19 protein-coding genes, 3 tRNA genes and 1 pseudogene are annotated in these 23118 nt (G+C 60.4%); 12 read left to right on the top strand and 11 right to left on the bottom strand.

All coding sequences use genetic code 11. The features are described from left to right. Positions 1-50 precede the first annotated feature (50 nt). The 5 genes from dnaQ to AB7A72_RS06585 all read left to right on the top strand — a co-directional run bounded on the left by dnaQ (position 51) and on the right by AB7A72_RS06585 (position 2447). Complete coding sequence (dnaQ, locus tag AB7A72_RS06605; protein WP_239811832.1) at positions 51-767, top strand: DNA polymerase III subunit epsilon; 717 nt, start codon at positions 51-53, stop codon at positions 765-767. A 58-nt stretch (positions 768-825) separates the two neighbouring features. Further along, a tRNA-Val gene (locus AB7A72_RS06600) sits at positions 826-900 on the top strand. Positions 901-938: 38 nt separating this feature from the next. Beyond that, positions 939-1013: transfer RNA gene (locus AB7A72_RS06595), tRNA-Val, on the top strand. 37 nt (positions 1014-1050) lie between these two features. Then, positions 1051-1125: transfer RNA gene (locus AB7A72_RS06590), tRNA-Val, on the top strand. 179 nt (positions 1126-1304) lie between these two features. Further along, positions 1305-2447, top strand: coding sequence for a hypothetical protein (locus tag AB7A72_RS06585; protein ID WP_369459376.1), 1143 nt, complete (start codon positions 1305-1307; stop codon positions 2445-2447). A 42-nt stretch (positions 2448-2489) separates the two neighbouring features. Here AB7A72_RS06585 and AB7A72_RS06580 read toward each other — a convergent pair whose 3' ends face one another. The 6 genes from AB7A72_RS06580 to AB7A72_RS06555 form a co-directional block, all read right to left on the bottom strand. Further along, complete coding sequence (locus tag AB7A72_RS06580; protein WP_369459375.1) at positions 2490-3911, bottom strand: TolC family outer membrane protein; 1422 nt, start codon at positions 3909-3911, stop codon at positions 2490-2492. Between the two features lie 80 nt (positions 3912-3991). Further along, a complete protein-coding gene (locus tag AB7A72_RS06575) occupies positions 3992-4327 on the bottom strand; it encodes a rhodanese-like domain-containing protein (protein ID WP_312835986.1) in 336 nt (111 codons plus the stop codon). Positions 4328-4381: 54 nt separating this feature from the next. Further along, positions 4382-5095 (bottom strand): protein-L-isoaspartate O-methyltransferase family protein, encoded by a 714-nt coding sequence (locus tag AB7A72_RS06570; protein WP_230776831.1) that lies wholly within the window; start codon positions 5093-5095, stop codon positions 4382-4384. Between the two features lie 59 nt (positions 5096-5154). Then, positions 5155-8319, bottom strand: coding sequence for an efflux RND transporter permease subunit (locus AB7A72_RS06565; RefSeq protein WP_312408990.1), 3165 nt, complete (start codon positions 8317-8319; stop codon positions 5155-5157). 3 nt (positions 8320-8322) lie between these two features. Then, positions 8323-9528, bottom strand: a complete 1206-nt coding sequence (locus AB7A72_RS06560; protein ID WP_369459374.1) for an efflux RND transporter periplasmic adaptor subunit — start codon at positions 9526-9528, stop codon at positions 8323-8325. Further along, positions 9525-10199, bottom strand: coding sequence for a TetR/AcrR family transcriptional regulator (locus AB7A72_RS06555; protein WP_239811837.1), 675 nt, complete (start codon positions 10197-10199; stop codon positions 9525-9527). Before AB7A72_RS06555 ends, AB7A72_RS06560 begins: the two co-directional genes overlap by 4 nt. Positions 10200-10755: 556 nt before the next feature. On the opposite strand from AB7A72_RS06555, the gene AB7A72_RS06550 reads away from it, so the two are divergent. Then, positions 10756-11121 carry a hypothetical protein gene (locus AB7A72_RS06550; protein WP_369459373.1) on the top strand — a complete coding sequence of 122 codons (366 nt, stop codon included), beginning with the start codon at positions 10756-10758 and terminating at the stop codon, positions 11119-11121. A 192-nt stretch (positions 11122-11313) separates the two neighbouring features. Continuing rightward, a pseudogene (locus tag AB7A72_RS06545) lies at positions 11314-11463 on the top strand (IS3 family transposase); the annotation flags it as partial. 49 nt (positions 11464-11512) lie between these two features. Here the strand turns inward: AB7A72_RS06545 and AB7A72_RS06540 are convergent. Beyond that, positions 11513-12775 (bottom strand): hypothetical protein, encoded by a 1263-nt coding sequence (locus AB7A72_RS06540; RefSeq protein WP_369459372.1) that lies wholly within the window; start codon positions 12773-12775, stop codon positions 11513-11515. 312 nt (positions 12776-13087) lie between these two features. Next, positions 13088-13267: a hypothetical protein gene (locus tag AB7A72_RS06535; RefSeq protein ID WP_369459371.1), complete on the bottom strand. Its 180-nt coding sequence runs from the start codon at positions 13265-13267 to the stop codon at positions 13088-13090. Between the two features lie 1407 nt (positions 13268-14674). Between AB7A72_RS06535 and msrA the strand changes: the two genes are divergently transcribed. Together msrA and AB7A72_RS06525 are read left to right on the top strand one after the other, a co-directional pair. Further along, positions 14675-15208 (top strand): peptide-methionine (S)-S-oxide reductase MsrA, encoded by a 534-nt coding sequence (gene msrA, locus AB7A72_RS06530; RefSeq protein ID WP_369459528.1) that lies wholly within the window; start codon positions 14675-14677, stop codon positions 15206-15208. Between the two features lie 76 nt (positions 15209-15284). After that, entirely contained in the window at positions 15285-15782 is a 498-nt protein-coding gene (locus AB7A72_RS06525; protein WP_239811839.1) for a Fur family transcriptional regulator, read from the top strand. Positions 15783-15784: 2 nt separating this feature from the next. Here the strand turns inward: AB7A72_RS06525 and AB7A72_RS06520 are convergent, their stop codons facing one another. Then, positions 15785-16735 (bottom strand): DMT family transporter, encoded by a 951-nt coding sequence (locus AB7A72_RS06520; RefSeq protein ID WP_369459370.1) that lies wholly within the window; start codon positions 16733-16735, stop codon positions 15785-15787. Positions 16736-17033: 298 nt separating this feature from the next. On the opposite strand from AB7A72_RS06520, the gene AB7A72_RS06515 reads away from it, so the two are divergent. Both AB7A72_RS06515 and AB7A72_RS06510 read left to right on the top strand, forming a co-directional pair. Then, a complete protein-coding gene (locus tag AB7A72_RS06515) occupies positions 17034-18422 on the top strand; it encodes a phosphomannomutase/phosphoglucomutase (protein WP_369459369.1) in 1389 nt (462 codons plus the stop codon). A gap of 15 nt (positions 18423-18437) precedes the next feature. After that, positions 18438-19787 carry a 3-deoxy-D-manno-octulosonic acid transferase gene (locus AB7A72_RS06510; protein WP_369459368.1) on the top strand — a complete coding sequence of 450 codons (1350 nt, stop codon included), beginning with the start codon at positions 18438-18440 and terminating at the stop codon, positions 19785-19787. Between the two features lie 13 nt (positions 19788-19800). Here AB7A72_RS06510 and AB7A72_RS06505 read toward each other — a convergent pair whose 3' ends face one another. Beyond that, positions 19801-21069 carry a purine-cytosine permease family protein gene (locus tag AB7A72_RS06505; protein WP_369459367.1) on the bottom strand — a complete coding sequence of 423 codons (1269 nt, stop codon included), beginning with the start codon at positions 21067-21069 and terminating at the stop codon, positions 19801-19803. A gap of 180 nt (positions 21070-21249) precedes the next feature. Here AB7A72_RS06505 and AB7A72_RS06500 point away from each other — a divergent pair, with 180 nt between their 5' ends. After that, positions 21250-22161 (top strand): pseudouridine synthase, encoded by a 912-nt coding sequence (locus tag AB7A72_RS06500; protein ID WP_369459366.1) that lies wholly within the window; start codon positions 21250-21252, stop codon positions 22159-22161. Positions 22162-22216: 55 nt separating this feature from the next. On the opposite strand, the gene asd is transcribed toward AB7A72_RS06500, so the two are convergent. Next, positions 22217-23065, bottom strand: coding sequence for an archaetidylserine decarboxylase (gene asd, locus AB7A72_RS06495; protein WP_239811844.1), 849 nt, complete (start codon positions 23063-23065; stop codon positions 22217-22219). Positions 23066-23118: the final 53 nt, after the last annotated feature.

Raw genomic sequence — 23118 nt, 5'->3', positions numbered from 1 at the left:
TCGAAGCGCCCGGCTTTTACAATCGCTGTTTTGAGTCGAGGAAGTTGTAGATGTCGCGCCAAATTGTTCTGGATACGGAAACCACGGGTCTGTCTGTCGTCGATGGTGACCGTGTCATTGAGCTGGGCTGCGTCGAGCTGCTCAACCGCAAGCTCACCGGCAACAATCTGCACCTGTACTTCAACCCCGACCGGGAAAGCCATGAAGACGCGCTGCGTGTGCACGGCATCACCAGCGCGTTTCTCGCTGACAAACCACGCTTTCACGAGAAGGCCGAAGAGATCCGGGCCTACCTGGAAGGCGCCGAGCTGATCATCCACAATGCACCATTCGACATGGGCTTCCTGAACAAGGAGTTCGAGCGGGTGGGCATGCCTGCGCTATCGAGCATGGTCAGCGGTGTGCTCGACTCGCTGTTGATGGCGCGCGATCTGTTCCCGGGTAAGCGCAATTCGCTCGATGCCTTGTGCGATCGCCTCGAAGTGGACAATTCCGGCCGCGACCTGCATGGCGCTTTGCTCGATGCCGAGCTGCTGGCCGACGTCTACATCAACATGACGCGCGGGCAGGAGCAACTGCTGTCATCTGACAGCATGGCGTCCAACAACAAATCCGGCTCGGCGGTGGTCATCAAGAAGGTGGACTTTGCGCAGTTCGATCTGCCGGTGATCCTGCCTTCCGATGCGGAGCTGGCAGCCCATGAGGACGTGCTCGCGCAGTTGGACAAATCGAGTGGCGGTAAAACTATTTGGAGAAAATTGGCCTAATTTTTACGGCCAGCAAATATTTGCTGTCATAATAGAGGGCTTGACGGCGAGAGATTTCGGGTGATTAGCTCAGCGGTAGAGCACTGCCTTCACACGGCAGGGGTCACATGTTCGATCCATGTATCACCCACCATTGATCGTCGTTGCGGTATGTCCCTTGGGGCATGCTTGGGGTGATTAGCTCAGCGGTAGAGCACTGCCTTCACACGGCAGGGGTCACATGTTCGATCCATGTATCACCCACCACCATTTAGTTTCGGTAGGCCCTTTTGGGGCGTACTCAGGGTGATTAGCTCAGCGGTAGAGCACTGCCTTCACACGGCAGGGGTCACATGTTCGATCCATGTATCACCCACCAATCAACAAGCCTCTTGAATGTGATGTTCAAGGGGCTTTTTGTTTTCTGTGCGCTGCGTCGCCGTCCACCATGTCGTGCAGGTCTCCGGCCTGTCGCTGCCAGGTAAATCCCGCCCCAATGCTGCAGCGCTGGGCTGCAAAGGCCTACGATGGCAGGTCTTGGCATTCAACGGTACCGACATGACTGCTCGCACGCTCGCTTCTGGTGTTGGCCTGGCCGCCTTTCTGGCCTGCAGTGGCTGGGCGGCCTCTGGGCCGCCATCCAGCCCGCCATCCGCCCCGCAGACTTGTACCGAACAGGCATCAGACGCCTGTTACCACGGCTTTGCGTTGCCAGGCCAGGCCGGGCGCATGCATTTCTATGCGTCACTGGCGCCGCAAGGCGAAAAGGCGGATGGATTCGGCGGGCCGGCAATGGCGCTGCTGATCATGCATGGCTTTCCGAGGGATGCCAACCGCAGCTTCAACGCTGCGCTGGACGCTGCACGCAGCGCAGGGCGCCTGGACACCACCCTGGTCATTGCGCCGCTCTACCAGGTGACCGGCGACAAGGCCCAGCGCTGCCGCACCCCGGGCACTCCCGCGCCGGAGCCGGGAGATGCGTTGTGGACCTGTGGCAGCTGGCTGGCCGCGCAAAACTCCCAGCCCGGTGCTGGCAACACCCCGATCAACGCGATTGCCGCGCTGGACGCCTTGATCGCCCATATCCATCAACGCTGGCCCAGCGTGCGCCAGATCACGTTGGTGGGTTTTTCCGCTGGTGGGCAAATGCTCCAGCGCAGCATCGGCTTTGCACAGCAACCGCCCGCCGGGGTATCGCTGCGCTATGTGGTGGCCGACCCTGGCACCTGGCTGTATTTTGATCCGCTGCGCCCGCAGCCCCAGCGCGCGGGCAGGGATGTGGACTGGGCCGCTTGCAGCGATGCAGGTTGCAGCTACCGCATGCAGGTGCCTGAAGCGCAATCCTGCCCGGGCTATGACCACTGGAAGTACGGCACCCAAGCGCTGCCGTCCTACCTGGGCTCGAACGCCGTCCAAGCCCGAGAGCGCTACCGCCAGGCAGATATCCATTACCTGGAAGGGGCACTCGACAACCACGCCGGCAAGGGCACCAGCTACGGTGCACTCGATAAATCCTGTGCCGCCATGCTGCAAGGGCCGTTTCGCCGCCAGCGGGGTGACGGCTATGCCGCCTATGTCAACCAGGTGCTGCAACCGCCGCGCCCGCAGCCTCTCTACACCGTGCCGGGCTGCGCCCATGATGTGGCCTGTGTGCTGCCCTCGGATGCCGCGCGGCCGGCCTTGTTTGGCACGGCGCCTTGATGGCAGCAGTTCGCAGACCGATGCCGAAGGCGGGTTGGCGCTTTAGCGTGGGCTTGCGGGCTGGGGTGCTGGCAGCAGCGGCAGGGCCGGTGTAGCCGCCGCAGTGGGGGCTGCGCTGGTCAGCATGCTGCGGTCCAGTACCTCGATGTCGTTCAGCGTCAGCGTGCCTGCGGCCTGCTTGAGCTTGAGCTGGCCGAGCAAGGTGTTGTAGCGGGCCAGTGCCAGATCACGCTTGGTCTGGTAGAGCTGGCTTTGGGCGTTGAGCACATCGATATTGATGCGCACGCCCACCTGGTAGCCGGTCAGGTTGGCATCGAGTGCAAGCTGGCTCGATGCCTCGGCTGCTTCCAGCGCCTTGACCTGGGTGGCGTTCGACTGCAGGCCAAAGAAGGCACTGCGCACGTTTTGTGCCACGGTGCGGCGGGCGTTGTCCAGATCGGCCTCAGCCTTGGTCTCCAGCGCCAGGGTTTCCTTGACCCGGTTTTGCACCGAAAAACCGGCAAACAACGGCACGTTGAGCACCACACCGACGGTGGCCTGGTTGGCGTTGTAGCCATGGGTGGGCATGGTGACGCTGCCCTTGGGGTAGAGCTGGCGGCCCACGGTGGCTTGCAGGTCGACGGTGGGCAGGTGGCCGGTTTCGGCCTTCTTCGTGTCCAGCCTGGCGTTGTTGGTGGCCAGCTGGGCAATGCGGATCTGCGGCTGTTCGCTCTGGGCCTGGTCCACCCACATCAGCACATTGTCGGGCATGGTGACCGGCAGCAGCACCGGCTGCTTCAGCGCCCAGGGCTGGTTGCCGGGCGTGCCCACCGCATTGTCCAGCGCCAGGCGTTTGACGGTGAGGTCGTTCTCAGCGGCGATTTCCTGGGCGCGCACCAGATCATAGCGGGCCTCCGCTTCGCGCGAATCGGTGATGGTGGCCGTGCCCACATCGAAGTTGCGCTTGGCGGCGGCCAGCTGCTCCTTGACCGCGGCTTTTTGCGCCTGCACGAACACCATGCTGTCCTGCGCGGCCAGCACGTCAAAGTAGGCCTGGGCCACCCGCACCAGCAGGTCCTGGCTGGCGGCATCGAGCTGCAGCCGCGCGATATCGCCGCCCAGCCGGCCCTGCTCCAGCGCAATGCGGTTGGCCGGGCGGTAGAGCGGCTGGCTGGCAGTAATGCCGATCTGGTGGTTGGGGCCGTTCAGGCGCAGCTCGGGGTTGCTGATGGCCGTGTGGCTGTACTGGGACTGCGCCTGCAGCCCCACCTGCGGAAGCAGGCCGGCGCGTGCCTGCTCGCCCCGGGAGATGGCTGCATCCAGGTTGGCGCGGGCCGATTGCCATTGGGCGTCATAGCCACTGGCCTGCTCCACCATCTGCAAAAGGCTCTGGGCCTGAACGGGCAACTGGGCCAGCCCCAGCAGCACCGCAGCGGCTGCGGCGCAGATTGATCTCGGACGGGGCAGGGCGGGGGCTTGGCGCATGGTGCAGAAGGTGGTGGTAAGAAGGTTGGCACGTGAAGGGCGGTTGCCCACCCCGTGCCGCAGACGACGATGACCGGTGGTCAGTAGCGGGGCACCGAAGGGTCGCGCTCGGCTGTCCAGAGGTCGATGCCGCCGGTCAGGTTGCTGACCTGGCTGTAGCCCTGGCGCTCCAGGAACACGGCAACCTGCATGCTGCGCATGCCGTGGTGGCAGAGGCAGGCGATGGCGCGGTCTTCATCGAGCAGGTTCAGCGACGCCGGAATCTGCTGCATCGGGATGTTCAGCAGCTCGAAACCTTCAGGCTTGACCGAGGCGGTCTGCAGCTCCCAGGGCTCGCGCACATCGAGCACCAGGGGGTTCTGGTCCGCGTGTTGGGCCAGCCATTCATCGAGTTGCGCAGGGCGGATTTGCTCCATACATCACTTTCTGCAGCGCGGCGGCCCGGAGGGCCGGCTGCGCTGCGGGGGGCATCAGAACTTGAAGCGGGGTGCTTCGGCAAAGCCCTTGAGGCGGGCCACCACGGTGTCCCAGGGCTGGCTGATCGTCAGCCTGCCTTGCGTGCGTGTGTAGACGGTGGTGCGCATCATGGGTTCGGTGCCCACGAAGGCGATCAGGCGGCCGCCTTCCTTGAGCTTGTCGAGCAGCGCTGCCGGCACTTCGTAGACCGAGCCGCTCAGCACGATCACGTCATAGCTGCCGCCGATGGCCTGGGCGTTGGAGCCGTCTTCCAGCACCACATCGACATTCTTGATCTGGGCGCGGTGCAGGTTGGCGCGGGCCAGCTCGACCAGCGCAGGCTCGATCTCCAGCGAGGTGACCTGCTTGGCCAGGCGCGACATCAGCGCTGCCATGTAGCCCGAGCCGGTGCCGATTTCCAGCACGTTTTCATGGGCTTGCAGCTTCAGGTCCTGCAGCACGCGTGCTTCGACGCGGGGGGGCAGCATGCAGTGGCCGTTGGCGATGGCTTCTTCACCATCATCACCCAGCAAGGGCAGCTGGATATCCATGAACGCCATGTCCTGCAGGCCATCGGGTACAAACTCTTCGCGGCGCAAGGTGCCGATCAGCTCCAGCACCTGTTCGTCGCCCAGGCTCCAGGGGCGCACCTGCTGCTCGACCATGTTGTAGCGTGCTGCGCGGTACTTATCATCCGTGCTGGGGGACATGTTCAGTGGCAAACTCATTGCAGACTCCGGTTGGCTTGTTGGGGTGGGGCAAGAAAAAACCCCCTATTTTAGGCCGCTTAGCGTTCCATAGCGGGGTGCCGCCACTTTTGGGCAGCCCATTTCGCAAAATCATCGAGGTAGCAGTAGACCACCGGCACCACCACCAGGGTCAACAGCGACGAGGTGATCACCCCGCCGATGACCGCCTGGCCCAGTGGCGCGCGCTGCTCGGCGCCTTCGCTCATCGCAAAGGCCAGTGGCACCATGCCAAACACCATGGCCAGGGTGGTCATCAAGATCGGGCGTAGCCGCACCTGGGCGGCCAGCAGCAGCGCCTGCTCGCGCGGCAAACCCGGCACGGTCTGGCCGTCCTCTGCCAACTGCGGCTGGCGGGCCCGTATCGCAAAGTCCACCAGCAAAATTGCATTTTTCGTGACCAGGCCCATCAGCAAGATGACGCCGATGATCGAGAACATCGACAAGGTCGTGCCGAACATCATCAACGTGAGCACCACGCCAATGAGGGTCAGCGGCAGCGAGGTCATCAGCGCCAGCGGCTGCAAAAAGCTGCGGAATTGGCTGGCCAGAATCATGTAGATAAAGATCACCGCCAGGGCCAGCGCCGACAGCGCATAGCCAAACGATTCCTGCATGTTCTTGGTGCTGCCGGCAAACTCGTAGCGGTAGCCGGGCGGGAAGGTGGTCTGCTCCAGCACCGCGCGGATATCGGCCGCCACCTCGCCAGCGCTGCGCTGGTTGGCGTTGGCATTGAAGGCGACTTCGCGGTTCATCGCCCGGCGGTTGATGCGGTTGGGGCCGGTGGTTTCGGTCAAGGTCGCCAGCTGGCTCAGGCGCACGGTATGGGGCTGGCCATTGGCGCCGATCGCCGTCAGCGGCAACTGGGCAAGCATGTGCGGGTTCTCGCGCGCCTCGGGCGCCAGGCGCACCCTAACGTCATAGGTCTGGTTGTCGCCGGCGCGCCAGTTGCCGACGGTGTCGCCTTCCACCAGGGTACGCAGCGCGGTGGCTACCTGGCCCATCGGCAGGCCCAGGTCGGATGCGGCATCGCGGTTGAACTGCAACTGCACGATGGGCTCGCGCTCGAGCACGCTGCTGTCCAGGTCCACCAGGCCAGGGATGTGCTGCAGGCGCTCGCTCACCTGGCGCGCCAGGCGCTCGAGCTCCCGCAGATCGGGGCCTTGCAGCGAGAACTCCACCTGCTTTTGGCCGCCCACGGCCTCCAGCAGGCCCACATGCGTGACCTGGATGCCGGCAATCTGGTTGAGTTCGGCGCGCAGGCTGGCCGATATTTGCTGTACATCCTGGCTGCGCTGGCTGCGGTCCACCAGGCGCACATACATGCTGGCGTAGTTCTTGCCATTGGCATTGCCGGTGTTGATCGTCGTCAGGGTGTAGCGCACGGCCGGGTTGCGGCGCACCACGTCCTCGACTTGGCGGGCGCGGGCTTCGGTGGCCTCTACCGAGGCGCCCACCGGTACGTTGAAGCGGATCTGGGTTTCGGAGAAATCGGCGCGCGGCACAAACTCGGTACCCAGCAGCGGCAGCAACAGCAGGCTGAGGATGAAGATGGCCAGCGCCACCAGCAGGCTGGCCAGGCGGTGGCGCAGCGCCCAGGCCAGCAGGCGCTGGTAGCCAGCGCTCAGCTGCTCGGTCGCCGCCTCGAAGCCGGCCAATGCCCGGCCCAGCGCGCGTGCGAACCGGTTGCGCGCTGGCTTGCCGCCTGGGTGCACGCTGGGGTCATGCCAGACGCTGGAGAGCATCGGATCCAGCGTGAAGCTGACAAACATCGACAGCAAGACGGCGACCACGATGGTCAGGCCAAACTCATGGAAGAACTTGCCGATGATGCCGCCCATGAAGCCGATGGGCAGAAACACGGCGACGATCGACAAGGTGGTGGCCAGGACGGCCAGGCCGATCTCCTGTGTGCCCTCCAGCGCCGCACGGTAGGCGGACTTGCCCATCTGCAGATGGCGCACGATGTTTTCCCGCACGACGATGGCGTCATCGATCAGCAGGCCCACGCACAGCGACAAGGCCATCAGGGTCACCATATTGATCGTGAAGCCAAAGGCATACATGAAGAAGAAGGTGCCGATGATGGAGATCGGCAAGGTCAGGCCGGTGATGACGGTGGAGCGCCAGGAGTGCAGGAACAGAAACACGATCAGCACGGTGAGCACGGCGCCTTCAACCAGGGTCTGGCGCACGTTGTCCACGGCCACGCGGATCGGGCGGGAGGCATCGGCAATGGGCTCCAGCCGCAGACCCGGCGGAAGCTCGGGCGTGATTTCGGCCACCGCGCGGCGCAGGCCGTCCACCACCTCGATGGTGTTTTCCTCCTGCGATTTCTGGATCGACAGCAGCAAGGTGCGGGTGCCGTTGTACAAGGCCAGGTTTTTGAGCTCCTGCGCGCCATCCTGCACCCGGGCGACCTGGTGCAGGTAGATGGGCGCGCCGTTGCGGCGGGCCACAATGATCTGGTTGAAGTCCTCGGGCCGCTTCATGCGCGAATCGATCTGCACCAGCCGGTCCTGCTCGCGCGAGCGCACCGAGCCCAGCGGCAGGTCCTGGTTCTCGCGGCGCACGGCGTCGGCCACTTCGCTGGCCGAGATGGACAACGCCTCCATCTGCTGCGGGTTCAGGTAGACATTGATCTCGCGCGGTGTGCCGCCCACCAGGCTCACGGCACCCACGCCGCGCACATTCTCCAGCCGCTTCTTGAGCACCTGGTCGGCCCAGGAGGTCATCGCGATCGCGCTGGGCGGCGTGCCCCGGCTGGGGTCAGGCAGCAGCGCCACTGACCAGACGGCGGCATCGGCCGGGTCAAAGCGGATCACGCGCGGGTCTTTGACCTCGTCGCGCAGCAAGGGGCGCACGGCGGCGATCTTCTCGCGCACATCCTCGGCGGCCCGGCGCCCGTCCACATAGATCTGGAACTCCATGATGATGACGGCCGTGCCTTCGTAGCTGCGCGAGGTGAGCGCGCTGATGCCGGCCACCGCGTTGACGGCTTCCTCGATCTTCCTGGTGACTTCGCTCTCGACGATCTCGGGCGCGGCGCCGGGATAGTCCACCGTGATGACAACCACCGGAAAATCGATGTTGGGAAACTGGTCGACCTTGAGGCGCTGCAGCGAAAACAGGCCGAGCACCACCAGTGCGGCCATCATCATCGTGGCCAGCACCGGGTTGTTCAGGCTGAGGCGGGTGAACCACATGGATCAGGACGCGGGCGACGCGGGTGTGGCGGGTACGGCTTCGGGCGCCAGCCGCACCGGCGTGGCCTCGCGCAGCTGGCCGACCTGGCCGCCCAGAATGCGCTGGCCGGCCTTCAGGCCTTGGCTGATGGCCACCCAGGTCATGCCATCACGCTGGCTGCGCGTGCCCAGCAGCACGGGCTGGTGCTGCACCCGCAGCGATTCGCCCGATTCGCCTTGGGGGCTGAGCAGCTGCACATAGGGCTCGGGCTTGTCCGTGCGCACGGCGGCCAGCGGCACGGCAAGGGTCTGCACCTGGCCGGTGGCCAGTTGGCCTTGCAGGTACAGGCCCTGGCGCAGCGCTGGCGTTGCAGCGCCTGCGGGCGCGGCTGGCGGCGCAATGCGCAGGTACACCGTCACGCTGCGGCTGTTGGCATCGGCCTGGGGGTTGATGCGCACCACCTGGGCGCTGATGGTCTGGCCGCTGCCATCGACCTGCAGCTGCGCCGTCTGACCCAGGCGCAGTTGCAGCGAATCGGCGGCGGGTATCTGGGCCTGCAGCTCCAGCTCACGCAGGTCGACGACCTCCAGCACACTGGCGTCGGGACCCACCTTCTCACCATTGCTGACCCATTTGCGGGCCACCTGGCCCTGGATGGGGCTGCGCAGCACGGTATCGCTCAGGTTTTTGCGCAGCACATCGGCCGCCGAGCGCGCTGCCTGGTAGTTGGCCTGCGCGGCCTGCAGCTGCGACTGCGACGATTCCAGCGCCGTGGCCGAGATGAATCCCTGGTTGGCCAACGCCCGGTTGTTGTCGTACTGGCGCTGCTGGATATCTTGCTGCGCACGGGCGGCATCGGCCTGCTGCTGGGCCTGCGCCAGTCGGGCCTGGCTCTCGGTGCTGTCTACGCGTGCGATGACCTCGCCGGCCCGCACCGGGTCGCCTTCGCGCAGCTGCAGCTGCTGCAGCTCACCGGCGATGCGGGCCTTGATGGTGGCGGAGTGCACCGCCTGCACCGTGCCGCTGATGGGCAGGCTCAGCACCAGGGTCTGCGGCGCCACGGTGATCGCGTCGCTCGCGGCCAGTTGGTAGACGGCCTGCGCCTTGGCCTGTTCGGCCTGGGCCAGCGCTTGCTGGCGCTGCTGCTGGGTTTTGACGCCACGCCACAGCCCGCTGGCAAGCAGCGCGACGACCACGGCGGCAGCCAGCCATGGCAGGATGCGCTTCATGGGGCACTGCCCTTGGACGGGTGCCCCATGCCATGCATCAGCGCATCGGCCTGCATCTGCAAGAAGCGGGGGATATCAAAATCGGGATCGGGCAAGCAGATACCGCCGGTGCTTTTGACGCTGGCACAGAAGATCAGCGGGGCCAGCACCAGGGTCACGCCATAGTCCAGATCGATGGGGGCCAACTCACCGCGCTCCATGCCCCGGCGCAGCACGCGCTCGATCAGGCGGTTGCCGGGCAGTACCACTTCCTGGCGGTAGAAGGCCGCGATCTCGGGAAAGTTGTGGGCCTCGGCCATAACCAGGTGCGGCAGGCCGCAGGCCTTGGTCGAGCCGATGCGCTGCCACCAGACCTCGTAGCAGTAATGGATCAAGGTGGCCGTGTCGTGCTGGTAGGTGTCCAGCTCCAGATCCCACTCGGCAAAGCGGCTGCTGAGCACATGGCGCACCACGGCCTGGAACAGCTCTTGTTTGCTCGGGAAATAAAGAAACAGCGTGCCCTTGGAGACACCGGCCTGGCGGGCCACTTCTTCGACCTTGGTGGCTGCATAGCCTTTGCTGACAAACAGGTCCAGCGCCGCATCCAGCAGCTCGCCAGGCCGGGCCTCCTTGCGGCGGCTGCGGCGGGGCGCAGGCGTGGCCAAAGCAGGTGGAGAGGGCGGGGTGGACACGGTGGGCAGCGCAATCAAACAGTTAATGACCAATGGGTTAGTAATGTAGGCGGCCGCCCGCGACAAGTCAAGCAAAACGCGCTGAAACAAATAGAGAACGCATTGGCATATGGCTGTCTTTTTCTCTGTTAAAAATGGAGCCGGCAAGCCGCTGTTTGTGCGCGCTTGCGCCTGAATGTTTGGCCCTTTTGTTGCCGGGGTCGTGATATCAAATGAAGCCCAGTCCCCCGTGGAAAAATCCATCTTGCCGGTAGTTGTTTTTCGTAAAAAAGGTCTACTTTTCAGTAAAAAGCACAATAAAATCAATGTTTTGTGAAATTTTAAAAGTGGAAATTTGTGAAGTTCTGTTGCTTTCACAACTCCTTAACTCACTCAAAAATATCTACTGATTTGCTTTGCTATTATTTTTGGTTGTCGCTTGTTTGGACCTGTCCGAATGAATGATTCCCTGGCCTGGGGACCCCGGTCCATGCAGTTTTAAAAAAGCTTTTAAAAGATAGCTGTAGCTTTTAAAAGTGCGGCAGAATGTTTCTGTAAAAGTTTTATAGGAGTAGACATGAACCTTCAAGCATTAGATTACATTAATAAGAATTGTGAAGAAATATTAGAGCAAGCCTCTAATGATAATAATGTTAATGAGGCGATGATTAAAGGTGTTGCCAAATTTGCTGTGGCAAATGGCTACGAAAAATTGTCACCAAATCAGAAATTTCATTTTGATGAAACTATTAGGCCATTGATTGAAGATGTGCAGTGTTCTGGATACACTCACGAATTAGAGGAGGTGCATCAAGAGTGCTCCTCTACACTTCCTGATGACAGGCTTGTAGAGTATTATCAAAATGATGGGGCTTACTGTGATAGTTGCCAAGGTCAAAATGATGCAGATGCTCATACTAAAGCAACATTTATGCGAGATTAGTTAATAATAGGTAAATTTAAAAAGCCCTACACTGAACTGCACCCCAAAAGTTGGACATCCCATCCAACCTTTGGGATGTTTCTCATGGCGAAGTACGACGAGAGTTACAAGCTGGAAGTTGTCCAGGGATACGTGCAGGGGCAGCATGGGACCAAGCGACAGTGCGGCGTTGGGTAAACTGAGGGAAGCCCAGAGTTCTTACACCTCAACAAGTTCAGCAGCGTGACGCAGCTTCAAGAAGGTCTTCACGACTACATCCATTACTACAATCACCAACGCATCAATCTAAAACTAAAAGGCCTGAGTCTGGTGCAATACCGGATTCAGGCCTTCAGTCCCTAGCTTCCAAGTGTCCAACTTCTTAGGGTCAGTTCACTTTGGGTGGCTTTGTTCATGCCGGTATACAGTCTTTTGCTGTGAACCAATCAGGGGGGATTTCCATTGCCCTGCCTGGTCTGTCTTTTTCTTCCATGAAGCTTTTTAAGTGTTCCTTGTATTGCTTTATTGCCCAGCTCAGGCTTTGGAATTCAAATGCAAGCCGTAGGAATGATTGCATTGAAATCCTAAGGCCACCTTCTAAGATGTTCCCCGTTGCTGAAATCTGAGCATACCAGGGACCGTCTTGTAGATAGGTAAGATGCATTCCATTTTGTTTAAATCTTCTTTTTATAATCTGCAAATCAAGAATAACAATAATGCTCAGATTCCCGATAATGAATTTGTATAAATGCTCAGGTGCCAACGAAAGATGAAAAGGTGTGTAAGGGTGCCAATTTAATTCTCGCTTAAAAGTATTTAGATTAATTTGGTGTACATACTTTGCGGAAATTTGTTTATAAACTTCTGGTTTGAATTTAAGTGCTGCTATGTAGTGAATGCCACTTTCAGGACTTACATGGCTCATCTCTTCAATGTATGCCTTTTCTATACATTGATTTATTGCCTGAAAATGGTACTTTTCTTTAAATGAAAGTTCATTTCGTACTACTGGGCCGCCACCTCTAAAATTTTCTGCCGCATCATTTTTGAAAAAACTATTGAGCTCTCCAATGCTTCTAAATTGTTTTTCTGCTCGCTTATCCGGTTTGTAGGCATCAGATTTTGTTGTTTTTATCTCAATAGGAAAGGGATCACTGCGACCTAAAAGACATACATCGCCATGCCTCAATGTGTTGGTTAGATCGCAAAGCACAGCAGGAACATTATTCTTGCCAGCCTCTTTTAAGAACATTAGTTCTGCCTTCAGTCCTTCTTTCCCTGAAATAAAACCGGCTGTTTCCTTGATGTTGTAATTTTTATCATAAAGAAAGTGTTTGATTGCATATTTGTCGCAGAAGATAAATGCAATGCTTTCTCCGTACATTTTCCATATATAAATAATGTACTTGTAGTCCTCAAGTTTTTCTTCAAACTTGGGAATAAGTTTTGTTATTTCCTTTGACCGTTCTTTTGTTGGTCTATCATTTGATTTTTCAAGTCGTAGCTTTTGAATTATTGCTTTTGTGCGAAGGATTGCTTTCTCTGCTTCCTTCACTTTCGTTAAAAGTAATAATTGAAAATCTACAATTGCCCCTGCATGCAAATCTTTTTTTGTCTTGATGATGTGCAGCATCATCGTAAACTGGTCAATGCTTTTTTTGTATCTTGCAACCATTTCTAGCCTTCAAAAAAAGCACTCCTTAGAGTGCTTGTGTGGGGGGTACTGTTTAAGCAAAAACCTTGGCAAGCCAAGTTTTGCCGGCTTCTGTCTCAAACCAAGCCTTCCCTTCGGCAGTGGACTTCTCAACAAAACTATCGTTGCCGAGCTGCTTAATAGACTGCCAGTACTTGAGAGCATCAGCAGTGAGCTTCCAGACTTCGCGGTCTTTCCAGACTTTGAACTGGCTTTGCCGACCTTCTTTTGTTTTGACAGCAGTAGCGAAGATAGGTTCTTTGTCAGTAGGTTGGCTACCTGCGGGAAGAATAATTAGCTTTTCAGCAACAAGAAGGGCAGTGAGTTCCTTGGGTCAATCTTGCTCTTTTTGATTTCTTCAATGATTTTCTTGCTAGATTTCTCAATTTCTTCTGCCTGTGCAAGCTGAGCTTGCAGGGCTTCCATCTGGGCTTTGATTTTTGCAGAAGTCAAAAAACTTTGATTGGCAAACATTTTAAAGCCCTTATGTGGCTGTTTAAGAGGTCTCTATTTTATTGTTGTTGTTTTCACTTGTCCAGGATTTTTAAACTTTCTTCTGTAATATTATAGTAGTGCTTAGTTTGTTATCCTGTCGCATGCCCAATAGACTTCATTGCTTGTTGTTGTGCAGTCACATCTTCGGGTGCAACTATTGAACTATGTAGCTCTTCAAATTTCCTTATAGATTGCAGTCCTAAGATTTTAGTTGCAAGTACTGAATTTCCTTGGCCTATTTTGAAAGCAATCTTGAAATATTGGTTTTTCTTAAGTCGTGAAATCTTAGCTTTTTGTGAAGCTCTGCTGACTTGAGAAAATCAGTCCAGATCTTTTCAAATTCACCGATTGAATAAGAAAAGAACTTACCATTTTCCGTATTTAGTTTATGGGTGGCTATGAAGTCTCTTGCATCTTTGGTCAGATAGACTTTTCTAGGCTTGTTGCTCTTTGTGTGTGTGAGTTGTATGTATGTGCTTTTAACTTATTCTTGTGTGAGGTAAATAATTTCACTTCTTCTCATTGCTGTCAGCAACGAAAGTCTTGGGATGTTGTACAAATCTCTATTGCTTTTCTCAATCAGCTTCCTATGGATGAGTTCTTCTTGTTTCTGTGACAAATAACTTATCATTTTGACATTGTGTAGTGTCCAAGTAGTTCTTTGTCGTAGTTCTTTGTGGGGTTGGAGAGGTCAGCTAAACTTTCATTGAAGTATTGAAGTTTTCTATACACATTAGAAATAAAAGTAATTTCTCTGTTGACTGAAATGGGCTTAATGGTTTTTAGTCTTGTCTTGATGGATTTAGTGGTTTATGTTAATGGCCCTAATTTCCCTAACATCAAATCCTTTAAGAAATTTGTAGACTGGCTCATCTGGGTCTAAGGCAAACTCTAATTTCTTTTCCAGTGTTATGTTTCTATCAATAATGCTTCTGTTCTTTATTGATTTCAAAAAAGATAGCTTGTTGTTTTTGTTTCTTTGAAGTTCGGTTGTCGGCTTTTTGATGTAGTCTTGTGTATACAAATCTACAAAATAGCCAAATTGATAGTTTTTGTTGTTTAAGGAGATTTCTTTCTTTCAGACTCAACAGAGTAGATAAGTTCTTGCCCCCTTTTTTGCTTTTGTCAATGCAAGAAATGCCTTGGCTTCATTGATATCTTTAAAATACTTGTCGCATTTGAAATAAATACTTGTCGCATTTGAAATCTTTCCGGCAAACCTTCGCTCTCTAGTAGATAGTTGTTGGCTTGCGGACTCGCTGTATGCCTCTGGGTAAGGTAGTAGCCATAGTGAAATCTGTGGTGAAATTTGGTGTATTAGTGACATTCTAGAGGCTGTGTAGTGAAATTTCCATGCAGCTTTAACTCATTGATTTAAAGGGGAAAATTATGACTGAAACCATAGTTCTCGGAGGTGGTTGTTTTTGGTGCACCGAGGCGGTTTTCGGGCGGGTGCGGGGCGTCGTCAAGGTCGTCAGCGGCTATGCCAATGGCCAGATCGCCAACCCCAGCTACGAACAGGTCTGCACCGGCACCACGGGCCACGCCGAATGTGTGGAGCTCACTTTCGAGCCGCAGGTGCTGCCGCTGGACAAGGTGCTGCACATCTTTTTTGCAACGCATGACCCGACCACATTGAACCGCCAGGGCAATGATGTGGGCCCGCAGTACCGCAGCGGCATCTACACCACCACGCCCGAGCAGCTGGCCCAGGCCCAGGCCTTCGTCGACAAGCTCAATGCCTCCGGCCAGATGGGTGCGCCGGTGGTCACCGAGGTGGAGCCGCTGCAGCACTTCTGGAATGCCGAGGCGTACCACCAGGACTATTTCGACAACAACCCACGCCAACCCTATTGCACCTATGTGGTGGCGCCCAAGGTCGACAAGCTGGAAACCCGTTTTGCAGACTGGTTGAAGTAGCACTGCGTGGGTGCCGGGCGCGGGCGATGGGCATAATGCAACACAATTGCATCAAAGCCATTCCGCCCCGCCACCGATGTCCGCCCGTACCCCATCCCCTGCCACTGCCGCTCTCAGCGTGCAGTCCCTGCCGCCCGGCATGCGTGCCACGCGCGCTACCAAGGCTTTGCTGGCCCTGGTCGGTGGCCAGCCGGGCGTGCAATGGTCCGTGGCTGAGGTGCAGGCGCGGCTGCAGAAGATGGGCGTCGAGGTCAACCGGGTCACCAGCTACCGCTTGCTCGATCGCCTGGCCGCTGCCGGCAAGCTGGTCAAAAGCGTCGATGCCGAGCGGCTGACGCGCTATGCGCTGCGTGCGGACGCGCCGGAGCCGCTGCAGGTGCGCTATGAATGCACCGACTGCCATTCGGTACAAAGTCTGGCCGAGCAAGCCGGCGACGCGGCCACGGCGCAGGTCAACCAGGCGATGGCGCAGTACCTGCAGGTGCTGCAGGAGCAGGGGCTGGCACCGGAGCAGACCGAGTTGCGCCTGCAGGGCCTCTGCGCCGACTGCAAGCACGAGCACAAGAAAGCCTGATCTCAGCGCTGTTTGAGGCCAATCAGCCCCGTAGACAGCATGGTGCCGCCAATCACCACGGCGCCGCAGCCCAGCATCCAGGCGGTGATGGGCTCCGCCAGAAACCAGTTGCCATAGACCAGCGCAAATACCGGCGCCAGAAAGGTGACCGCAATCGCGCGGCTGGGCCCGGCGGTCTGGATGATCTGGAAATACAGGATGTAGGCCACGCTGGTGCACAGCAGCGCCAAGGCAGCAACGGCCAGCCAGGAGGTCCAGGACGGCGTCTGGCTGGGCCACATCGCAACCGTGGGGACCAGCAGGCACAGGCTGGCACCGATCATGCTGCCGGTGGCCGTGGCCAGTGGCGGCACGCCCACCAGGTAGCGCTTGGCAAAGCTGGCCGCCACGCCATAGCTCAGCGACGCACACAGGCAAGCGGCGATGGCGGCATAGGCGCTCCAGCTGGCAGCGCCTGCGGTGGCCGGCTTGTCATGCAGCGCGAGCAGGGCCACGCCGGTGAACCCGATCAGCAGGCCGGTGACGCGCAGGCCGGTGATGCGGTCACCCAGCCAGAGCCAGGCCACCAAGGCCCCAAACAGCGGAGCACAGGCATTGAGCACCGAGGCCATGCCGGTGGGCATATAGACCACCGCGTAGGCAAACAGTGAAAACGGAATGGCCGAATTGATGATGCCGGAGAACAACACTGGCTTCCAGTGCTGGCGCAGCGCAGGCCATTCGCCACGCATCAGCATCACGGGCAGCAGGAACAGCGCGGCCAGAATCACACGCAGGCCAGCGGTAGGCACCGCCCCGAACTGCGAGGCGCCCAGGCGCATGAAAAGAAAGGACGCGCCCCACAGCACCGCCAGCAGCACAAAAGGGGGCAGCCAGCGGCTGGCGCTGGGCGCCGCCGACAGGTGGGAATGACCAGGGGCGGAGGCAGTCGCTGAGGAAGGGTTGGGGCGCATAGGTTCTCGCAAGGGCAGACTGCATGCTAGCGGGCGCCGCGCTGGCCATTGGTGACATTCTTGCGGTGTATTGATGCGTGCCGTGCAAAGGGCCGTGAAAGGGCCGCAGCGGCGCGGCCCATCCGCCTGTGCGCGGGCCTGGTGGCGCGTCTGGCGGCGCTGCGCCCTGGCCGCCAAATGGGCAACTGGCTGGCCCTGGCCCGGAGCGTGCCTACAATAGCTGTCTCGCAGTGATGGCGCGGCTTCTCCAGGAGGCCGTTTTTCATGCCTGTTCTGCGCCAACAACAAGGTGAGTTCTGTGCCGATTTCTTCGACAATCTTCAAAGCCTATGACATCCGCGGCGTCGTGCCGAGCACGCTCAACGAGAGCGTGGCACTGAAGCTGGGCCGCGCATTTGGCCAGCAGGCGATTGCCGCTGGCGAGCTGGTCGTCGCGGTGGGGCGTGACGGACGGCTGTCCGGCGATGCCTTGAGCCGCGCGCTGATGCAGGGCCTGGTGGAGGCCGGTATCGAGGTGATCGATGTGGGCCGTGTGACCACGCCCATGCTGTACTTTGCCGCCAGCACCTTGTGCCACAGCGGCATCCAGGTGACCGGCAGCCACAACCCCAAGGACTACAACGGCTTCAAGATGGTACTGGCCGGCCGCGCCATCTATGGCGAAGAGATCCAGAAGCTGCGCCAGATCATGGAAAAGGAATGCTGGCGCTTCCAGGGCGGCGGCAAGCTGCGCGAGGAGGATGTGACGGCAGCCTACGTCGAGCGCATTGTCTCCGACATCAAGCTGGCCCGCCCGATGAAGATCGTCGTGGACAGCGGCAACGGCATTGCCGGTGCCACCGCGCCGGGCATCTTCCGCGCGCTGGGCTGCGAGGTGACCGAACTGTTCTCCGAGGTGGATGGCAACTTCCCCAACCACCATCCGGACCCCAGCAAGCCCGAGAACCTGTGTGACCTGATCGAGGCACTGCAGACCGGCGATGCCGAGCTCGGCCTGGCCTTTGACGGGGATGGCGACCGCCTGGGCATCGTGACCAAGGACGGCCAGAACATCTACCCGGACCGCCAGATGATGCTGTTTGCCCAGGACGTGCTCTCGCGCGTGCCTGGTGGCGAAATCGTCTATGACGTCAAGTGCTCGCAGCGCCTGGCGCCGGCGATCGAGGCCGCAGGCGGCAAACCGGTGATGTACAAGACCGGGCATTCGCTGATCAAGGCGCGCATGCGCGAGACCAATGCGCCGCTGGGCGGCGAGATGAGCGGCCATATCTTCTTCAAGGAACGCTGGTACGGTTTTGACGACGGCACCTACGCCGGCTGCCGCCTGCTGGAAATTCTCAGCAAGGCCCAAAATCCTTGCGCACTGCTGCATGCGCTGCCCAGCAGCTACAGCACACCCGAGCTCAATGTGGAGTGCCAGGAGGGCGAGCCGCACAAGCTCAGCGCCCAGCTGCAGGAGATGGCGGCCGATGTGTTCAGCGAACCCGCCCAGATCAATACGATTGACGGGCTGCGGGTGGACTGGCCCGATGGTTTTGGCCTGATCCGTGCGAGCAACACCACGCCGGTGCTGGTGCTGCGCTTTGAAGGCCACACGCAGGCAGCGTTGCACCGCATCCAGAACGAGATGAAAGCGCTGCTGCTCAAGGTCAAGCCCGATGCCGTGGTCGGCAGCGCCTCGCACTGAAGCGCGGCCAAGTCCATGGGTCTGAGCCTGATGCTCTACGGCTGGGTGGCACGGCTTGCCCGCCCGCTCGTGCGGCGCAAGCTGGCGCGCCGCGCGGTGCAGGAGCGCGGCTACGCCCAGATGGTGGAGCAGCGTTTTGGCGATTACGGCGATCTGCCGCGCTACCGGGCGGTGCCCGAGATGCCGCTGGTCTGGATCCATGCGGTATCGCTGGGCGAGACCCGCGCTGCGGCCATCCTGCTGCGCGAGCTGCGGCTGCAGATACCCGCATTGCGCCTGCTGCTGACCCACGGCACGGCCACCGGCCGTGAGGAGGGGCGAAAGCTGCTGCTGCCTGGCGATATCCAGGTCTGGCAGCCCTGGGATGACCGCGCCAGCGTGAACGCGTTTTTGCGCCATTTCCGGCCCTCGATCGGCATTCTGATGGAGACGGAGATGTGGCCGGGCCTGGCTGCTGGCTGCCAGCGCGAGCATGTGCCACTGGTGCTGGCCAATGCCCGGCTCAACGAGAAATCCCTGCGCGGTGCCCAGCGCCTGGCCTGGCTGGCGCGCCCGGCCTACCAAAGCCTGCGCTCGGTGATCGCGCAGACCGAGGCCGATGCCGCACGCCTGCGCGCCGCAGGGGCCGAGGTCACCGCCGTGCTGGGCAACCTCAAATTCGATGTCGAACCCGATGCGGCGCAACTGGCCCAGGGCCAGGCCTGGCACCAGGCGGCAGGCAAGCCGGTGGTGATGCTGGCCAGCAGCCGGGAGGGCGAGGAGGCCCTGTGGCTGCAGGCGCTGGCACAGCTGCGCAGCAGCGGCCCGGAAGCGGCAGCGAAGGTGCAATGGCTGCTGGTGCCGCGCCACCCGCAGCGTTTTGACGAGATTGTGCAACTGCTGCAGCGTGCCGGTTTGCAGGTATCACGACGCAGCCAGTGGCAGGAGGGGCCGCAGCCTGCCGATGTGTGGCTGGGCGACAGCATGGGCGAGATGCAGCTGTACTACGGCCTGGCCGATGTGGCGATGCTGGGCGGCAGCTTTGCGCCTCTGGGCGGCCAGAACCTGATCGAGGCGGCCGCCTGCGGCTGCCCGGTGGTGATGGGCCCGCACACCTTCAACTTTGCGCAGGCGGCCGACAGCAGCGTGCAAGCCGGTGCCGGGCTGCGCGTGCCAGGCATGGACGAGGGCCTGCAGCAGGCCGTGGCCATTGCCACCGACAGGGCCAGCCACAGCCGCATGCGCCGCGCAGCGCTGCAGTTTGCGCAGGCGCACCGGGGTGCTGCCAAGGCGAGCGCGCAGCTGGTGGCTGCCGTGCTGGAGTCGACGGACGGTTTTGTCAACTCGAGCTTCGAGGCCTCGCTGTTCGACGAGGATTCTGCCTAGCCAGACCAGGCTTTCAGGCCCTGGAGCGGGTGGCAAACGCCAGCACAAAGGTCAGTGCCAGGGTGGGCAAGGCCGATCCCGCTTGGGGCGCCCAGGCGGCCAGGCCGTGGTAGAGCGCAATGCCGCCCAGCCACAGCGCCAGGGGCAGCAGGTGCACGGCAGCCTGCGCATTGCCAGGCTGGTAGCCACCCCAGGACAGGCGGCCCAGAATCACGCCAAACAGCGGCACAAAGATGGAGCTGAGGATCAGCAAAAAGGGCTCGAGGCTGTGCATCGGCAGCACCACGGCCAGCGCAGTGCTGGCTACGGCCATCGCAATGCCCCAGCCGTGCACGCCCCAGCGCGGCAGCAGGCTGTGGGCCGATACTGCGCCCGAGTAGGCATCGCCATAGGCATTGTCCACCTCATCGAGCAGCACCAGCGACAGCGCAATCAAGCCGCCCTGGGCCAGCAGCAACGCGGCAACCAGGTCGGTGCTGGGCAGCACCAGGGCCACCAGCACGCCCAGTGCATAGCACCAGATATTGGCAATGCCAAAACCGATCCAGGTGCCGGCCAGGGCGCTGCGGCCATCGCGCCCGTAGCGGGCATAGTCGGCCACCAGCGGCAGCCAGGAAATGGGCATGGCCACCACCAGGTCGAGTGCGGGCATCACGCCCATGCCGCCGGCGCCGGCGCGGCTCCACAATGCAGGCAGGCCCTGCTGCACTGCCATGCCCACAAACTGCCAGCTCAGCCACAGCAGCGACAGCACCACCAGCGGCAGCGCGATGCGCGAGATCAGCTGGCGCACCAGCCGCACCATGGAGCCGGTCATCAGCGCCACCAGCAGCCCGCCCCAGAGCAGGGTCGCCAGCCAGGGCCAGTACGCCGCCTGCATGCCGCCGGCCTGGCGGCCAATGGCCACCGTGGATTCGCGCATCACGACCAGCTCGAAAGCACCCCAGCCCAGCAGCTGCACGATATTGAGCAGTACCGGCAGCTTGGCAAAGTGGCGGCCATAGACATGGTGGATCAGCGCGGCGCTCGACAGCCCCGTGTCGCATCCGATCTTGCCCACCCAGGCCAGCAGACCCGCTCCCACCACCGAGCCGCCGATGATCGCCATCAGGGCCTGCTGCGTGGACAGCGCGGGCATCAGATAGGCGCCGACCTGCATCACCAGCAGTCCCACGCCCAGGCTGAACCACAGCGAGGCCAGATGCCAGCCGTTGAAAACACGCTCTTGCGCAGTGACGGGATGGAGGGCGAGGTTGGAGGCGGACGATGCGTTGGCAGTCATGGTCTGTTATTTTTTGGAGTGCTGCGAAAGAGGCGGCTGCGCAGGGCGGCCCCGGGCGCCTAGAAGTGCCGCTATTGTGCCCAGCCTGCAAGACCCTGGGCGCATATGGACGATCTCTGCCAGGTTGCCGCGCGCGCAGGCCGCCCACCCTCGCTCGGGTTGACTACAATCGCCTCCGAGATGACGATACAGACCGACCCGACTACCTGGATGCGCGAGGGCGTGAGCCCCAGCTGCGTGGTGCTGCCTTCGCGCGGCGGCGGGCTGCTGCTGGATTTTCTGGCCCAGCGCCTGCCTCTGGTCACTGCTGCGCAGTGGCGCGAGCGCATGCAGGCGGGCGATGTGGTCGATGGAACACGCCGGACCTTGGGGCCGGCGCAGGCCTTCGTGCCTGGCATGCGGGTGTACTACTGGCGCAAGGTGGAGCGCGAGCTGCCCATCCCTTTCGACGCCGATGTGCTGTACGAAGACGAGCGCCTGCTGCTGGTGGACAAACCGCATTTTCTGCCGGTGCTGCCCACCGGCAAGTATGTGCAGAACTCATTGCTGGTGCGGCTGAAGAATGCGACCGGCAATGCCCATCTCTCCCCGCTGCACCGCATCGACCGCGATACTGCCGGGCTGCTGCTGCTGTCCAAGGATGCGGCCACGCGTGGCCAGTACCAGGCCTTGTTCCGCGACCGGGCGATGGACAAGACCTATGAGGCGGTGGCGCCGTGGCGGGCAGACCTGGTGTTTCCGCGCGAGCACCGCAGCCGCATGGAAGAGAGCCAGCGCTTTTTTCTGATGCACGAGGTGGCTGGCGTGCCCAACAGCCACAGCCATATGGAGCTGCTGGAGCAGCAGGGCGCCTGGGCGCGCTACGGTCTCAAGCCCGTCAGCGGCAAGCGCCACCAGCTGCGTGTGCACATGGCGGCCTTGGGGCTGCCGATCCGCAACGATGCCTTCTACCCCGAGGTGAATGATCCGCCAGAGGGTGATTTCTCGCGGCCCTTGCAGCTGCTGGCACGCGAGCTGCGCTTTACCGATCCGGTGACCGGGCAGGCGCATGTGTTCCGCAGCCGGCGCCAGTTGCTGCCGCTGGTGGGCTGAAAAGCAAAGCCGCCTGGGCGGCGGCTTGGTGGGGTATGGACCAGATCGATCCGCATCAGCGGCTGAGCGTACCCATGGCCTCGCCCAGCCGCACGGGCTTGGCCGCTGCCCAGTCGGGGTTGAAAGTGCTCTTGCCTTCGGGCAGCAGCAGCACGATGGTCGAGCCCAGCAGAAAGCGGCCCATCTCATCGCCTTGCTCCAGCACGATCGGCTGGGTCTGATAGTCCCAGCTGCGCACCTTGCGCGAGCGCGGGGGATTCACCTGGCCATGCCAGGTCGTGTACATGCTGCCCACGATGGTGGCGCCGACCAGCACCATGACGACAGGCCCGATGCGCGATTCAAACACGCAGACCACGCGCTCGTTGCGTGCAAACAGGCCGGGCACGCCACGCGCGGTGACCGGGTTCACCGAGAACAGATCACCCGGGACATAGAGCATCTTTTGCAGCTTGGCGCGCAACGGCATATGGATGCGGTGGTAGTCGCGGGGGCTCAGATAAATGGTGGCGAACTGGCCGTTGGTGAACTGCGCGGCCAGCTGTGCATCGCCGCCGAGCAAGGCCGTGGTGCTGTAGCTGTGGCCCTTGGCCTGGAAGATCTGGTCCTGTGCGATGGCGCCGCACTGGCTGATGGCGCCGTCGACCGGGCAGACCAGATCGGCCTGGGCGATCGGCCGCACACCTTGGCGCAACTCCCGGGTGAAGAAGTCGTTGAAGCTCTTGTACTGCGCAATATCGGGCTGCGCTGCCTCATCCATGTTGACCTGGTACTTGCCGACAAACCAGCGGATGAAGCTGGTGGTTGCGCCGCCCAGCTCCGCCGATGCCAATGAGCCGGCCAGCGCGGTCATCCATTTCTTGGGCATCAGGTATTGGGGCAAAACAGCAATTCGATCGCGCATGGTCAGGGCCGTCACAGTAAACCGCCGATTCTATCGACACTGTGTCGTTCGAA

Source organism: Comamonas sediminis (genome assembly GCF_041107495.1).
In the GTDB taxonomy this organism is placed as follows: Bacteria; Pseudomonadota; Gammaproteobacteria; order Burkholderiales; family Burkholderiaceae_C; genus Comamonas; species Comamonas sediminis.
The sequence above is the reverse complement of the archived record's forward strand: the minus strand, read 5'-3'. Positions and strand labels throughout refer to the sequence as shown.